Origin of the sequence: Leifsonia poae (genome assembly GCF_050632195.1) — a bacterium.
GTDB classification, from domain to species: domain Bacteria; phylum Actinomycetota; class Actinomycetes; order Actinomycetales; family Microbacteriaceae; genus Leifsonia; species Leifsonia poae_C.
Map to the genome: position 1 here is coordinate 3830339 of NZ_CP192580.1, position 14857 is coordinate 3845195.

A 14857-nucleotide genomic window follows, 5' to 3' on the forward strand; every position below is an offset into this window, starting at 1 on the left:
GTCGTAAACTGGCGACCGCTCAGCAAGTGGCACTGACCTCTCCCGTTGCAGCCGCGCCTCCCGGCATGACTGAGACGAAACCGGACACAAGGGATTCAGTATGCAGCCCAAGGAATACGATGTCGTCGTCATCGGCGGAGGCGCAGTAGCCGAGAACGTCGCAGAACGAGCGGTCCAGGGCGGATTGACCGCCGTGCTCATCGAGCACGAGCTGGTCGGCGGCGAGTGCTCGTTCTGGGCGTGTATTCCGTCGAAGGCATTGCTTCGACCGGTGCAGAGCATCCGGGAGGCCCAAGCGGTTGACGGGGCCGCGGAGGCCGTGACAGGCAAGGTCGATGTCGAAGCCGTGCTGCGTCGACGCGACCGCCTGGTCTACGACTGGTCGGACCAGAGCCAGGTGGACTGGGTCGACAACACGGGCATCGACCTCATCCGTGGCCACGGACAGCTCACCGGACCCAAGCAGGTGAGCGTCACCGCTCCGGACGGGTCGACGACGCTGCTCACCGCTCGGTCGGCCGTGGTGATCTCCACGGGGTCCGATCCCGTCATCCCGAACACTCCCGGGCTCAGCGACAGCGCCCCGTGGACCAGCCGCGATGCTACGAGCGTCAAGACGGTGCCGTCGAGTCTGGCGATCCTGGGCGGTGGCGTCGTCGGTGCCGAAATGGCGACCGCGTATGCCGGATTCGGATGCGACGTGACGCTGATCTCGCGGCACGGACTTCTCGGCGCCATGGAACCCTTCGCCGGGGAGATGGTCGCCGAGGCGCTCCGCGAGCAGGGTGCGAAAGTGTTGCTGAACACCGATGTGGCGAAGGTCGCGCGGACCGAGGGCGGCGTGCGCATCGAGATCGTCGACGGCGAGCCGATCATCGCCGACGAGATCCTCGTCGCCACGGGTCGCAAGCCGCGAACCGACAGCATCGGAGTGGAGACGGTCGGCCTGACGCCCGGCGACTGGCTGCCGACCGATGACACGATGCGTCTGCCCGGATTCGACTGGCTCTATGCCGTCGGGGATGTCACCCACCGAGCGCTCCTGACCCACCAGGGCAAGTACCAGGCGCGGATCGTCGGCGACGTGATCGTCGCCCGTGCGAACGGCGACGAGGTCTTCGACGAGCCGTGGGGCGCCCACGTCGCGACGGCCGACCACGAGGCCGTGCCGCAGGTCACGTTCACCGAGCCGGAGGTCGCATCCGTCGGCCTCACCGAGAAGGCGGCGCGTGCAGCGGGATACACGGTCAGCGTCGCCGACTACGACATCGGCTGGGTGGCCGGTGCCGTCGTGCGCGCCGACGACTACAAGGGCAAGGCGCGGATGGTCGTCGACGACGACCGCCGCGTGATCCTGGGCGTGACCCTCGTCGGCCCGGACATAGCCGACCTGCTCCACGCGGCGACAACGGCCGTCGTCGGACAGGTTCCGATCGAACGACTGTGGCACGCCGTTCCGTCCTATCCGACCGTGAGCGAGATCTGGCTGCGGCTGCTGGAGACCTATCGACTCAACAAGAGGAAAGCCGCCGAGCAGAAGGAGAGCTGATCATGTACATGAAACTGGAAGTCGTGCTCATCCCCGTCACCGATGTGGATCGAGCCAAGGACTTCTACGCGAGCCTCGGCTGGCGGCTGGACGCCGATTTCCCTCTCGACGAGACGTATCGCGTGGTGCAGTTCACCCCGCCGGAGTCTGAGGCGTCCATCATCTTCGGCACCGGCCTCACGGACGCCCAGCCCGGGTCGATTCAGGGGCTGCAGCTGACCGTCCTCGACCTCGACGAGGCGCGCGATGCGCTCGTCAAGGCCGGGGTCGACGTGTCCGAGATCTTCCACGACTCGACCGGGGTCTTCCACCACGCGGGGACGAAGAATCGCGTGTCGGGACGTCCCCCTGAGAACGGCAGCTACTCGTCGTTCGCATCCTTCGAGGACCCGGACGGCAACGGCTGGCTCCTGCAGGAGATCAAGACAAGGCTGCCGGGCCGATGAACGCGCCGACGGACGGACCCGCCCCCGCGGATGACGACATGACGCCGGTCATCCTCGACCACCTCAAGCAGGCGGCCGACGCGCACGGCGTTCACGAGGCCACCGACCTCGCCGGCGTCTACGACGAGCAATGGCCGGAGTGGTACGCCGCGCACATGACCCAGACGCTGACCGCGGCCGGGTACCGGTTGGTTCGCACGGAGTAGGGCGTTGGTTCGCACGGAGTAGCGCGACGAGGCTCAGGCGTCGAGCACGGTCTCCGACGTGGGTCGGGAGCAGCACAACAGCACCTGCGTCGCATCCGGACGCTCCAAGGGTTCTGGCGAATATTCGACGTCGCCGTTGAGCAGTCCGGTGATGCAGGTGTGGCAGACTCCGGTGCGGCACGACCAGCGCGTCGACACATCGCAGGCCTCGGCGAGTTCGAGCAGCGACGTGTACTCGTCGGACCAGTTCACGGTGAGCGCGCTTCTGACGAACGTGACAGACGGACCGGTGCCCGGAACCCCCGGCGGCACGTGCGGCAAGACGGTCGCCGTCGGCACGACGCCGGGATTCAGCGAGGCGAGCGCGCTGAAGAGCTCGGAGTGGATGCGGTCCGGCGCGATCCCGATGTCCGCCAGGTCGGCGGTCATCGCCTCGATGAACCCGGTAGGCCCGCAGACATACGCGCTCGCCGCTTCGGAGAACCCGAGCGAACGGAGGCCGTCGGCGTCGAGGCGCCCGAACATCGTGCCCGGCGACTGCCCGCCCAGTCCCTGCGTAGCACGGGTCAGCCAGACGTACGAGCGCGCGTTGGACAGCCGCTTGAGGAGTTCGTCCACCTCTGCTGCCAGCCCGTAGTCGGCCTCGGTTCTGGCGACGTGCAGCCACCACACCTGGCGTTCCGGATGCGTGTCCGCCAGCGAGGCGAGCATCGACAGCACCGGCGTGATCCCGATCCCCGCCGAGAGCAGCAGCACCGGTTCATCCGTCTCGTCGAGCACGAACTCACCGCGCGGCGCCGCGACGTCGACGACGGAGCCGGCGACGACCTGGTCGTGGATGTACCTACTGGCGGTTCCGTGGTCCTCCCGCTTCACGCTGATCCGGAAAGTGGCGTCATCGGGCCGTCCCGAGATCGAGTAGCTGCGAACGGCGGACGAATCGCCCACCGGCAGTCGAAGCGTCAGATATTGACCTGCCCGTGCCGCCGGGAGCGCCGCACCGGACGCATCGCTGAGATACAGGGACAGAACTGTGGGGGACACCCGTACGGTCTTGGTCACCGTGAACGGCCGGAAGCCGTTCCACTCCGGTTCGCGCCCGATCGCGGGTTGCGCTCCGGTCTCCCCTTCGTCGGCCGCGGCCAGCAGCTCATGGAACGACTGCTGCCAGCCGGGGCTCAGAGCTGGGATGTCGACCGCCAGCTTCAGCAACTCGTGCGATCGGTCGGGCAGGTAGAGGAGGCCGTCGATCGCGGCGACGCTCACCCGATGGCGGCCGTCCGCGACCTTGACGATCGGATCGCCGGCCTTCACCTCGCCTTCCTTGATCACCCGAAAATAGAAGCCGGGCCGTCGATGGGCCACCAGCAGCGAGGCCATCTGCGGCACGTCCAGGCGGATCCCGACCCGGTAGCAGGTGACCCTCGGCTGCGACACCTCGAACTCGGCGTCACCAATTCGGTACCGGTCGCCGATGCACACCTCATCGTCGGGCATCCCGGAGATTGTGAAGTTCTCGCCGAAGTTGCCGGGCACCAGGTCGTCCCTGCCGAGGTGCTCGGCCCAGTGGTCGTACGACTCCTGCTGATAGACCATGACGGCGCGCATCTCGCCGCCGTGACCGGCGAGATCGCCTTGGCCGTCGCCGTCGACGTTGAGCCGTCGGACGAATCGCGGGCCGTCGACCGGGTACTTGTAGATGCCCGTGTGAACGGTCTTGCCGTTCCAGGTGATGTCTTTCGGCAGACCCACGTTGAGCGACAGCAGTGTCCCGGACATCTCAGCCTCCGCGATGGAGGTCGCCTTGACGCTCGTACTGCGGTCGGCGACCGGATGTGCTGACCAGTATGCCGCTGCGCCTTCAGGGCATCAAGCGCGCCGGTTGAGGGCGGCGACCTGCTCGGCGAACTGGCGTGCACCGCCCTGAGCCGGATGCCGCACCGCCGGCGCCTCGATCCCCTCGGCCGACAGAGCGCCCTGCGCCTTCCGGCCGACCGCGAGGATCGTCTCGATCCCGAAGGCCCGGGCGACTTGCAGTGCGACCGGTGTTCCCGCGCGCACCTCGCTGGGCCTCGGCGTGCGATTCGTGTGCGGGTCTCCCGCGACGAAGGGATGGTGCGGATAGATCGGCCACGACAGCGGAAGCGGTCCGCTCCAGTCGGCGAGAACCGACCAGACGACGGCCGAGGATGCTTCCCACTCGGCCGCGGGTTCGTCGGGGAGCTCGATTCCGTCGAGCACGCCGGCACGCACCTGACGGGCGGAGAGGAAGGGAACGCCCGTGACGCTCATCCCTCGCCAGCCCGGCGCCTCGGCCAGGAGCAGAACGCGCGGTTCGCCGATCTGGTCGAAGTAGCGGCGCAGGTTGCGTTCGCGCAGGCGGCCGAGAGGGTCGGCGCCGAAGAGGTGCTCCGCATCCTGAGGCACCGGAACGTCGGCGACCATACTCAGGATCTCGTCTGCCGCATCCGTCACGCGTCCATTCAACCCGCTCGGCCGGCCGGGTTGCCAGTTGTCATCACTCAAGCGCTGAAAACGACGGCAAGTGGCAAATGGGGTGCGTCAGAATCGGGGAAGGAGTGCGACTCGGGGATGCGCGCCGGTCGCGGCTGCCGCGAGCGCTGCATCGACCTGCGCGAGCGGGAAGCTCTCGCCGACCTGGGCACCGAAGGGGTACTTGGTCCAGGTCTCCGTGAGAAAGCGCACCGCCTGCTCCAGGTGCCGCGGCGCGTAGTTGTGAACGCCGCGAATGGTGAGCAGCCGACGCACCAGCTGCTCAGGGTCGACGGACAGCTCGGGGCCGGGGAGACCGACCCGACGAGCACGAGAACGCCCCCGACATCGACCGCTGCGAGCAGGGTACGAACGGCGGCGGTGGCACCGGAGAGTTCGAGCGCGATGGTCGGCGCGGCACCGCGACCGCCTCCGCGAACGAGTGCGGCAGCCAGCCCGAGCGGCGAGTCGTTTGCGGCGCGGGGGTCGGAGACCGCGACGGCCCCGAATGCGAGCGCAGTCTCGCGACGCGCCGGGTCGGGCTCGCTCACGACGACGCGAGCGCCCGCTTCGGTGGCCATCGCGGCTGCGGTGAGCCCGAGCATCCCCGCGCCGGCAACCAAGAGGAGTGCGCCCTCGAGCGACGTGATGGCCGACGCCGCTTCGAGCGCCGCGGCCACCGTGGCAGTCGCGCAGGATGCAGGGGCGAGCACGGTCGACGGGATGTCTTCGGGGACCGCCACGATCGGTGTGCCGTCCAAGATGTGCGCGTGCGTGGCGAATCCGCCCGACAACTCCCAGCCGCGCCGCATCCGCTCGTGCCCGTACTTCTGCAGGGTCAGGCACTTCTGCGGCAGCCCGCGACGGCACCGCGCGCAGCGGCCGCACGGAACGGCGACCGACCAGACGACGCGTTCGCCGAGCGAGACGCGGTGACCGTCGACCGACTTCGCACCGCCGCGACCGAGTGCCACGACGCGACCGACCTGCTCATGCCCCAGCACGAGCGGGGTCTGGGCGTTGCGGTGGCCGCTCACCGTGTGCACATCCGAGCCGCACACCGTTGCGAGCTCGATCTCGACGAGAGCGTCACCGGGCGATAGCCGCACTCCCGGCACCGCCACCGCCTCGTGCGGATGACCCTCCCCGGCCACACCATCGCCGTCGCCGACGGATACACGCTGACCCCCTTGCCCGCGCTCGCCGGTGGCTCGACGACGCGCGGGGTCACCGCCCTGACGGTCACCGGCCGGCTGCGGCGATCGAATCGTGTCCAGCAGCGTCGAGAGCTTCGAGAGTCTCCGGGTTCTCGTCGAACCCGAGCAGCGCCGGCAGTTCGGCGACGCTCGCGATGACGGCATCGGCGCCTGCCGCGAGCAGGGTCTCCTCGTCGTGCGATCCGCTCAGTACACCGACGACCAGCCCCGCGCCGGCCGCGATGCCCGAGATGATGTCGCTGGCGGTATCCCCGACCACGACCATCCCCTCGACGCTGGATGTGCCGGTGCGCAGCAGCGCCGTCAGCGGCAGGTCGGGGTACGGACGTCCGCGGCCCGCCTCGGCGGGGCTCAGCGCGACGTCGGCGATGTCGCGCCAACCGACTGCGTCGAGCACCGCATCCTTGGTTGGTGGGGAGAAGCCCGTGGTCAGCGCGACCTTGACTCCGGATGCGCGGAGCCGCCGGATGAGATGCTCGGCCCCTGGGATCTCCCGCAGCCCCGTCGTGGCGGCGAGATCCGCGTATGCCGCCTCGAACTCGGCGTTTGCGTGCTGGGCCTGGTCTTCGTCGCCGGTGAGAGCGCGGAAGACGGAGATCTTCGACTGCCCCATCGTCTCCCGCAAGTAAGCGAGCGACGAGGAGAGGTCTTCGGCCGTCTCGGCGAAGCCTGCTGCTCTCGCCGCGCGCTTGAAGGCAAGCTCGACGAGCCCGTCGTCGAAGACTGTGGTGCCGGAGAGAGCGAGCACGACGAGTTCGAGATCGACGTCGAGCAGGTCGTCGTCTTCTTCGTCCTCCTGCTCCCAGTCGTCCTCGTCGGAGCCGTCGTCGAGATCGGAGCCGTCGAGATCGGCGAGCCTGTCGAAGCGCACGGCGTCGTCGAACGTCGCAGCATCGTCGAACTCGGAGGTGATGAGACCGTCGGGGGTCATGTTGTTGCCCTTCCGTGGTGGTTCAACGGGCCGGTGAAACCCTTCCGCCACCGTAGAAGTCGGGGACGACGACGGGAGCAACATCGGGTAACCGGGAGGTGAACGCCGTGCGGCCTGCAGTCGCCGCGACCGGCCGGCCTGCCTACCTGCCGACGGACCGGCGGCACGCGCATTGCACTTTTGTGACGATCGGCGCAAACTTGCAGCATGGCCGTCGACGACAACACCCGCGAGTTCGATCCAGAGATCGTGACCGACTTCCGGGAGCGGATGTCCTACGGCTCCTACCTGGACCTCGACACTCTGCTCTCCGCCCAGAACCCCGTGAGCGTGCCGGAGCACCACGACGAGCTGCTGTTCATCATCCAGCACCAGACCACGGAGCTCTGGCTGAAGCTGGTGCTGCACGAACTGGAATCGGCGCGCGACCTGTTGCGGGCGGATGACCTTCCTCCCGCGCTCAAACGAATCGCTCGGGTGAAACACATCCAGCGAACCCTCACTGAGCAGTGGTCCGTGCTCGCGACGCTGACGCCAACCGAGTACGCCGAGTTCCGCGGATTCCTCGGCAACTCGTCCGGCTTTCAGTCCTACCAATACCGCGCCGTCGAGTTCGTGCTCGGCAACAAGAACCGGCGGATGCTCAGCGTGTTCGAGAGCGACCCTGCTGCCCACGCGCTGCTGGCCAAGCTATTGGACGAGCCGAGCACCTACGACGAGTTCTTGCGCTACCTGCACCGCGCCGGCTTCCCCATCCCGGCATCCGTGCTCGACCGTGACGTCACCGAGGCCTGGACGCTCGCCCCCGAGCTCGTACCCGTCTTCCGCGACATCTACGAGAACGCGAGCGACAACTGGGCCGAGTACGAGGCCTGCGAAGAGCTCGTCGACCTGGAGGACAACTTTCAGCTCTGGCGCTTCCGGCACCTGAAGACCGTGCAGCGCACGATCGGCATGAAGACCGGCACCGGCGGCTCGACCGGCGTCTCCTTTCTGCAGAAGGCTCTCGAGCTCACGTTCTTTCCCGAGCTGTTCGCCGTGCGCACCGAGATCGGTGCTCCACGGTGACGAATCCCACCGTCGGGTTCGACGCCGTTTGGGGCGGCGACCACTTTCTCGGGCACACGATCTTCGCCGTCGAGGACGACCTGCTCGTCCTGACCGCCGGCGACGCCCCCGAGCGTGCTGATCACGAGCTCGGCGGAGCCCTCATCGCGCACCTCACCGACCACCACACGCACCTGGGCCTCACCGACCCTGCACGGCTCTTCGCCAACGGAATCACCGACGCTGTCGATCTCGGCTGGATTCCCGAGGTCGCAGCCGGCTGGTTGATCGATCGCCCCGGTCTCCCCTCTGTGCAGATTGCGGGCGCTCTGATCACGGCGCCGGGTGGGTATCCCAAGAACGCGGGCTGGGGACCGCCCGGCTCGACGGCCGAGGTCGCGGACGCTGCGGAGGCGGTCGAAGCGGTTCGAATGCAACTCATAAGAGGAGCCTCCCGGATCAAGGTCACCCTGAACACGGATGCCGGGCCAACCCTGGACAACCCGACGCTCTCCGCGATTGTGGAGGAGGCTCACTCGGCCGGATTCCCGGTCACCGTCCACGCGCAAGGATCGGGCCAGGCCGCCCGGGCGCTCGCCGCCGGCGCCGATCAACTCGCGCACGCACCGTTCACCGAACGCCTCGACGACGCGACCATCGGGGAATCCGTCGCCGCCGGCGTCAGTTGGGTCTCCACCCTCGACATCCACGGCTGGGGTGACCCGACACCCGAGTTCGCCATCGCGATCGACAACGTGCGTCGATTCGCGGCGGCCGGTGGACGCATCCTGTACGGCACGGATCTCGGCAACGGTCCGCTTGCGGTGGGCGTCAACGAACGCGAACTCGGCGCTCTCGTTTCGGCGGGGCTCGACGCCGAGCAGCTGATGCAGAGCATCGCGGGGGACGGATGGAAAGCGCAGCCCGGGACGCTGAGCCACCAGATCGGCCCGCGCTTCGCGTGGCTCCGCACATCCCCGCCCCCGATCGTCGCCGAGCTGCCCGCCTGGCTGGCGACGGCGCGCGGATTCACGACCACGACCATCCTGGGAGCCCTCGCATGACGACACCGACCGACCACCTCGCCGCAGCCCGTGCCTTCGACGCGATGGACCCGCTCGCGCCCTTCCGAGCGCGATTCGCCGGCGTGGACGACGGTGCGAGCGACATCGTCGCCTACCTCGACGGCAACTCACTCGGTCGGCCCACCCGCGCGAGCATCGAACGGATCAACCGGTTCCTCGTCGACGGATGGGGCGGCCGGCTCATCCGCGGCTGGGACGAGGAATGGATGGAGCTCCCGTTCACCATCGGCGACACGCTCGGTGAGCATGTGATCGGGGCCGCGCCCGGCCAGACCTTCGTCGGAGACTCCACCACCGTCATCCTCTACAAGCTGGCGCGTGCGGCTGTGGATGCGCAGACCGGGCGCACCGAGATCGTGCTCGACACCGACAACTTCCCGACGGACCGCTACGTGCTCGACGGGATCGCGCGCGAGCGAGGGCTGACGCTGCGCTGGATTGAAACAGACACGTCTGCAGGGGTCGCACCCGAGCAGGTCGCGGCGGTCGTCGGCCCGCAGACCGCGCTCGTGGTCCTCAGCCACGTCGCGTACCGGTCGGGGTATCTCGCGGACGTTCCGGAGATCACGCGGATCGCCCACGCATCCGGAGCCCTCGTGCTCTGGGACCTCTGTCACTCGGCGGGCTCGGTGCCGGTCGAGCTCGACGACTGGGGTGTCGACCTGGCCGCCGGATGCACGTACAAATACCTCAACGGCGGTCCAGGTTCGCCCGCGTTCGGCTACGTGCGCGAAGGACTTCTGGGCACGCTGACGCAGCCGATCCAGGGTTGGATGGGCGCCGCCGACGTGTTCGCGATGGGTCCGGAGTACACGCCGGCCCCGAGCATCCGTCGCTTCATCAGCGGTACGCCGCCGATCGTCGGCATGCTGGCGATGCAGGACACGGTCGCCATGATCGCCGAGTGCGGGATGCCCGCGGTGCGCGCGAAATCCGTCGCCCTCACCGAGTTCGCCATCGCGCTCGCCGACGACCTGCTCGGCCCGTTCGGCGTCACCGTCGCGTCTCCCCGGCAGGCGGCGCGGCGCGGCGGGCATGTGACGCTCAACCATCCCGCTATGCGTCAGGTCACGGCTGCACTGTGGGAGCGCGACGTGATCCCCGACTACCGCGATCCGAACGGCCTGCGCATCGGCCTCTCCCCGCTCAGCACCAGCTTCGAAGAGACCTACCGGGGCGTCGCCGCGGTGCGCGACGCGCTCGCCGAGCTCACGTGACGCGCGCCGCCGGTGCCGCTGCCGGTGCCGCCGCCGCTGCCGCTGCCGCCGCCTCCGCCTCCGGCGCCTTCGCGCCGTCGAGTGGCGCCGAATCGACCTTCCCACCGTCCGCGAGGGTCGATTCACCGCAACTCGACGGCCCCGACGCGCCCACCGCGCCGGGCACCCTCGAAGACCTCGAAGCGCGGTCGGGGAGTTCGGCGGCCCTACTGCGGACGGTGGTCGGCAGCATCCTGCGCCCGATCGGAGGCTGGATGTCGTCGGCCGGAGCCGTCGAGCTTCTCGCCGCGCTCGACATCCCGAGTTCCACGGCACGCTCGGCCCTGGCCCGGCTCTGCGCTCGGGGCGTGCTCGAACGCTCGACTCGCGCGGGGGTCTCCGGATACGCGCTGACGCCTGGCGCGATCCCCATGCTCGAGCGCGGGGACCGCCGGATCTTCGCCAATCGCACCCCCACCGCCGACGACACCTGGTGTCTCCTCTCCTACTCGATCCCCGAGAACCACCGCACCCGCCGCCACAGGCTGCGCCGCCGCCTCGAGAGCCTCGGCTGCGGCACCGTGTCCGACGGCCTCTGGATCGCGCCCGCCCACCTCGCCGACGACATGCGCGATGCCGCAGGCGACCTCGCGGCGCCCGGCGAAGCATCCCTGTTCACCGACGTTCACCCCGACTCGGCCGACCTCCCCAGCCTGGTCGCGAGCTGGTATGACCTCGGCCGGATGCGCGCAGCCCACACATCCTTCCTCTCCCGTTTCGCAGATGCCCCCGAACCGGCCACCGACCGCAAAGCCTTCGCGCGCTGGATACGCGTGCTCGACGAGTGGCGCGTCATCCCGTACGTCGACCCGATCCTCCCGTTGTCGGCCCTGCCCGCCGACTGGCCGGGGATGCGCTCGACCGCCTTGTTCACCGTGCTGCGTGACGCGCTCGCTCCGCGCGCGCTCGCCTACGCGACCGTCGCAGCGGCCCCCGGCGGACACCCGGGCGGGACCCGGTAGAATCGTCAGCATCCCCGACCCCCTGCGAAGCGGAGTGTGCGTTGCCAACGATCGTTGTAGAAGTCATGCCGAAGGCCGAGCTGCTCGACCCGCAGGGGAAGGCCGTCGCCGGTGCCCTCGCGCGCACGGGCAAGGGGCAGTTCAGCTCCGTCCGCGTCGGCAAGCGGTTCGAACTGACCGTCGACGGGCCGATCGACGACGACACGCGCCTCGCCGTGGAAGAGATCGCGAACGAGATCCTGTCGAACTCGGTCATCGAAGACGTGGTCGGCATCCACTACCCCGCCGAGGTCCAGTCCTGATGCGGATCGGTGTCGTCACCTTCCCCGGTTCGCTCGACGACCGTGACGCGCTGCGCGCCATCCGTCTTGCCGGTGCAGAAGCCGTCGCTCTCTGGCACGGCGAGCACGACCTTCAGGGCGTCGACGCACTGGTGCTGCCGGGCGGTTTCAGCTACGGCGACTATCTGCGGTGCGGTGCCATCGCCAGCCTCTCGCCGATCATGACCGAGGTCGTCGACGCCGCCGGCAAGGGGATGCCCGTGCTCGGCATCTGCAACGGATTCCAGATGCTCGCCGAAGCCCACCTCGTGTCGGGCGGCCTGATCCGCAATGACCATGGCAACTTCATCCGTCGCGACCAGCACCTGCGGGTCGAGAACGTCGACACCCCTGGACGAGCGGTTTCGAGCTCGGGCAGGAGATCGTCATCCCGTTGAAGAACGGCGAGGGCGGCTTCATCGCGTCCGCAGAAGAGCTGAACCGTCTGGAGGGCGAGGGTCTTGTCGCGTTCCGCTACGAGGGCGTCAACCCGAACGGCTCGCTCAACGACATCGCCGGTGTGCGCAACGAGCGCGGCAACGTGGTCGGCCTGATGCCGCATCCTGAGCACGCGGTCGAGCCCGGCTTCGGCCCCGACACCCACGCCGCGATGCGCTCCGGCACCGACGGCCTCACCTTCTTCACCTCGGTGCTCCGCGCCACCCTGCTCCCCGCCTGACTCGCGCCCCGCGCTCCGCCGCCCGGCTCCGCCGCTTCGCGCCGATCGCGCTCCGCGCTCCGCGCGCTCGCCCAACGCAATCGAGTCCGGTCAAAATCCCCCTCTGAACGCGAAATAAGGGGACTTTGGCCGGACTCGATTGCGTTGCGAGCGGGCCGCCGCGAGCCCTCGTGGCGGCCGGTAGACTGGGATCCTCCCCCGGCTCGATCAATCTTGGAGAGTGCCAGCGTGACCCAAGCCCCCGCCACCGCGACTTCTCACGTCGTCGACACCGTCGCGAACGCGATCGAAACCCCCGAGAAGGAGCAGCCGTTCGCCGCGCTCGGCCTCAAGGAGGACGAGTACGCGAGCATCCGCGAGATCCTGGGCCGTCGCCCCACCAGCGGTGAGCTGGCGATGTACTCGGTGATGTGGTCGGAGCACTGCTCGTACAAGTCGTCCAAGATGTATCTGCGCCAGTTCGGCCAGAAGGTCACCCCGGCCATGAAGAAGAACCTCATGGTGGGCATCGGCGAGAACGCCGGTGTCGTGGATGTGGGCGAGGGCTGGGCGGTCACGTTCAAGGTCGAGTCGCACAACCACCCGAGCTACATCGAGCCGTTCCAGGGTGCTGCCACCGGCGTCGGCGGCATCGTCCGCGACATCATCTCGATGGGTGCCCGCCCGGTCGCGGTGATGGACCAGCTGCGCTTCGGCGCGATCGACAACCCAGACACGGCACGCGTCGTGCACGGCGTCGTCTCCGGCATCTCGTTCTACGGCAACTGCCTCGGCCTGCCGAACATCGGCGGCGAGACATACTTCGACCCGATCTATCAGGGCAATCCGCTCGTCAACGCGCTCTCGGTCGGCGTGCTCCGCCACGAAGACCTGCACCTCGCGAACGCATCCGGTCTCGGCAACAAGGTCGTGCTGTTCGGTGCGCGCACCGGTGGCGACGGCATCGGCGGCGCGAGCATCCTGGCCTCCGACACCTTCTCGGCCGGCGGCCCGACCAAGCGTCCCGCCGTTCAGGTCGGCGACCCGTTCGCCGAGAAGGTGCTCATCGAGTGCTGCCTCGAGCTGTTCCGCGACAAGCTCGTCGAGGGCATTCAGGATCTCGGTGCTGCCGGCATCTCGTGCGCCACCTCCGAGCTCGCCTCCAACGGCGACGGCGGCATGTTCATCGAGCTCGAGAAAGTTCTCCTGCGCGACCCCACGCTCACCGCCGAGGAGATCCTCATGTCGGAGAGCCAGGAGCGCATGATGGCCGTCGTCAAGCCCGAGCTGCTCGACGCCTTCCTCGCTGTGACGGCGAAATGGGATGTGGAGACCAGCGTTCTCGGCGAAGTCACCGACACCGGCCGGCTCATCATCAACTGGCACGGCGAAGAGATCGTCAACGTCGAGCCGCGCACGGTCGCCGTCGACGGCCCGGTCTACGAGCGCCCCGTCGCATACCCGGCCTGGATCGACGCTCTGCAGGCCGACAGCGCATCGCGCCTCGCCCGCCCGACCACCGGCGACGAGCTGCGCGAGCAGTTCCTCGCACTGCTCGGCAGCGCGAACCTTGCCGACAAGGGTTGGATCACCGACCAGTACGACTACTTCGTCGGCGGCAACACCGCTCTGGCGTTCCCGGATGACGCCGGCATGATCCGTGTCGACGAAGAGAGCGGCCTCGGCTTCGCTATCGCGACGGATGCGAACGGCCGCTACTGCCAGCTCGACCCGAAGCAGGGCGCCAAGCTCGCCCTCGCGGAGGCGTACCGCAATGTCGCCGCCTCCGGCGCGGTTCCGGCCGCGGTCACCGACTGCCTCAACTTCGGCAGCCCGGAGAACCCCGAGGTCATGTGGCAGTTCTCGCAGGCCGTCGAGGGTCTCTCGGATGCGTGCCTCGAGCTCGAGATCCCGGTCACCGGCGGCAACGTCTCCTTCTACAACCAGACGGGATCGACCCCGATCTTCCCGACGCCGGTCGTCGGAGTGCTCGGCGTCATCGACGACGTTGCCCGGCGCATCCCGAGCGGCTGGCAGGACGAGGGCGACAACATCTACCTGCTCGGCGTCACCCGTGAGGAGCTCGACGGATCCGCCTGGGCCGGCACGGTGCACGGCCACCTCGGCGGCCTGCCGCCCGCGGTCGACCTCGGACGCGAGCGCGACCTCGGCGAACTGCTGCGCGCCGCATCCCTCGAAAGCCTCGTCGGCTCGGCGCACGACCTTTCCGACGGCGGCCTCGCGCAGGCCCTCGCCGAGAGCGTCCTGCGTTTCGGCGTCGGCGCCCGCGTCTGGCTCACCGAGATCATGGAGCGCGACGGCGTCGACGCCGCGACCGCACTGTTCAGCGAGTCGACCGGCCGTGTGATCGTGTCGGTCCCCCGCGAGGACGACGTGAAGTTCCGCGGCCTCTGCGAGGGACGCAACTTCCCCGTGCTGCGCATCGGCGTCACCGATGCCGAGGTCGGCACCCAGCCCGTGCTCGAGATCCAGGACCAGTTCACCGTCGGCCTCGAGGAGCTGCAGCACACCCACCGCTCCACGCTCCCCGAGCACTTCGGACCGGTCGTCGCCTGACCCGTTTCGCATCCGTCAGCCGGAGATCTCGCGCCCTAGGAGCGTGAACTCCGTCTGAACGGATGAATCGACGGCGCGTCGGAAGAATTCTCCTGCGTTACCCGAATGCC

At 68.7% G+C, this 14857-nt stretch carries 13 protein-coding genes and 1 pseudogene; 10 read left to right on the forward strand and 4 right to left on the reverse strand.

The annotated features are described in order from the left end of the window. Window positions 1-100 precede the first annotated feature (100 nt). Genes ACQ86A_RS19255 through ACQ86A_RS19265 form a run of 3 tightly spaced genes read left to right on the forward strand, consistent with a single transcriptional unit; the run spans window position 101 to window position 2201 of the window. Window positions 101-1549: a dihydrolipoyl dehydrogenase family protein gene (locus tag ACQ86A_RS19255; RefSeq protein WP_431278513.1), complete on the forward strand. Its 1449-nt coding sequence runs from the start codon at window positions 101-103 to the stop codon at window positions 1547-1549. A 2-nt stretch (window positions 1550-1551) separates the two neighbouring features. Further along, window positions 1552-1995, forward strand: a complete 444-nt coding sequence (locus ACQ86A_RS19260) for a VOC family protein (RefSeq protein ID WP_431278514.1) — start codon at window positions 1552-1554, stop codon at window positions 1993-1995. Continuing rightward, window positions 1992-2201 (forward strand): hypothetical protein, encoded by a 210-nt coding sequence (locus ACQ86A_RS19265; RefSeq protein ID WP_431278515.1) that lies wholly within the window; start codon window positions 1992-1994, stop codon window positions 2199-2201. Before ACQ86A_RS19260 ends, ACQ86A_RS19265 begins: the two co-directional genes overlap by 4 nt. A gap of 33 nt (window positions 2202-2234) precedes the next feature. On the opposite strand, the gene ACQ86A_RS19270 is transcribed toward ACQ86A_RS19265, so the two are convergent. The 4 genes from ACQ86A_RS19270 to ACQ86A_RS19285 form a co-directional block, all read right to left on the reverse strand. Continuing rightward, on the reverse strand, window positions 2235-3980 hold the full coding sequence (locus ACQ86A_RS19270) for an MOSC domain-containing protein (RefSeq protein WP_431278516.1): 1746 nt from the start codon (window positions 3978-3980) through the stop codon (window positions 2235-2237). A gap of 90 nt (window positions 3981-4070) precedes the next feature. Then, window positions 4071-4676, reverse strand: a complete 606-nt coding sequence (locus ACQ86A_RS19275) for a uracil-DNA glycosylase (RefSeq protein WP_431278517.1) — start codon at window positions 4674-4676, stop codon at window positions 4071-4073. 47 nt (window positions 4677-4723) lie between these two features. Further along, window positions 4724-5848, reverse strand: coding sequence for an alcohol dehydrogenase catalytic domain-containing protein (locus ACQ86A_RS19280; protein WP_431278518.1), 1125 nt, complete (start codon window positions 5846-5848; stop codon window positions 4724-4726). Between the two features lie 88 nt (window positions 5849-5936). Further along, window positions 5937-6842, reverse strand: coding sequence for a phosphonatase-like hydrolase (locus ACQ86A_RS19285; protein ID WP_431278519.1), 906 nt, complete (start codon window positions 6840-6842; stop codon window positions 5937-5939). Between the two features lie 207 nt (window positions 6843-7049). On the opposite strand from ACQ86A_RS19285, the gene kynA reads away from it, so the two are divergent. The 7 genes and pseudogenes from kynA to purL all read left to right on the forward strand — a co-directional run bounded on the left by kynA (window position 7050) and on the right by purL (window position 14747). After that, complete coding sequence (kynA, locus tag ACQ86A_RS19290) at window positions 7050-7910, forward strand: tryptophan 2,3-dioxygenase (protein WP_431278520.1); 861 nt, start codon at window positions 7050-7052, stop codon at window positions 7908-7910. Further along, on the forward strand, window positions 7907-8953 hold the full coding sequence (locus ACQ86A_RS19295) for an amidohydrolase family protein (protein WP_431278521.1): 1047 nt from the start codon (window positions 7907-7909) through the stop codon (window positions 8951-8953). Before kynA ends, ACQ86A_RS19295 begins: the two co-directional genes overlap by 4 nt. Continuing rightward, window positions 8950-10191, forward strand: a complete 1242-nt coding sequence (locus ACQ86A_RS19300; RefSeq protein WP_431278522.1) for a kynureninase — start codon at window positions 8950-8952, stop codon at window positions 10189-10191. Before ACQ86A_RS19295 ends, ACQ86A_RS19300 begins: the two co-directional genes overlap by 4 nt. Beyond that, window positions 10188-11192, forward strand: a complete 1005-nt coding sequence (locus ACQ86A_RS19305; protein WP_431278523.1) for a PaaX family transcriptional regulator — start codon at window positions 10188-10190, stop codon at window positions 11190-11192. Before ACQ86A_RS19300 ends, ACQ86A_RS19305 begins: the two co-directional genes overlap by 4 nt. Window positions 11193-11233: 41 nt before the next feature. Beyond that, window positions 11234-11494 (forward strand): phosphoribosylformylglycinamidine synthase subunit PurS, encoded by a 261-nt coding sequence (gene purS, locus ACQ86A_RS19310; RefSeq protein WP_431278524.1) that lies wholly within the window; start codon window positions 11234-11236, stop codon window positions 11492-11494. Further along, window positions 11494-12191, forward strand: a pseudogene (gene purQ, locus ACQ86A_RS19315) (phosphoribosylformylglycinamidine synthase subunit PurQ). Before purS ends, purQ begins: the two are co-directional and overlap by 1 nt. A 228-nt stretch (window positions 12192-12419) precedes the next feature. Beyond that, window positions 12420-14747, forward strand: coding sequence for a phosphoribosylformylglycinamidine synthase subunit PurL (purL, locus tag ACQ86A_RS19320; protein WP_431278525.1), 2328 nt, complete (start codon window positions 12420-12422; stop codon window positions 14745-14747). Window positions 14748-14857: the final 110 nt, after the last annotated feature.

Excerpts from the sequence above, each read along its gene's own strand:
- kynA (WP_431278520.1), top strand. The coding sequence starts at position 7,050 with ATGGCCGTCGACGACAACACCCGCGAGTTCGATCCAGAGATCGTGACC.
- ACQ86A_RS19260 (WP_431278514.1), top strand. The coding sequence starts at position 1,552 with ATGTACATGAAACTGGAAGTCGTGCTCATCCCCGTCACCGATGTGGAT.
- ACQ86A_RS19285 (WP_431278519.1), bottom strand. The coding sequence starts at position 6,842 with ATGACCCCCGACGGTCTCATCACCTCCGAGTTCGACGATGCTGCGACG.
- ACQ86A_RS19265 (WP_431278515.1), top strand. The coding sequence starts at position 1,992 with ATGAACGCGCCGACGGACGGACCCGCCCCCGCGGATGACGACATGACG.
- ACQ86A_RS19300 (WP_431278522.1), top strand. The coding sequence starts at position 8,950 with ATGACGACACCGACCGACCACCTCGCCGCAGCCCGTGCCTTCGACGCG.
- ACQ86A_RS19255 (WP_431278513.1), top strand. The coding sequence starts at position 101 with ATGCAGCCCAAGGAATACGATGTCGTCGTCATCGGCGGAGGCGCAGTA.
- ACQ86A_RS19270 (WP_431278516.1), bottom strand. The coding sequence starts at position 3,980 with ATGTCCGGGACACTGCTGTCGCTCAACGTGGGTCTGCCGAAAGACATC.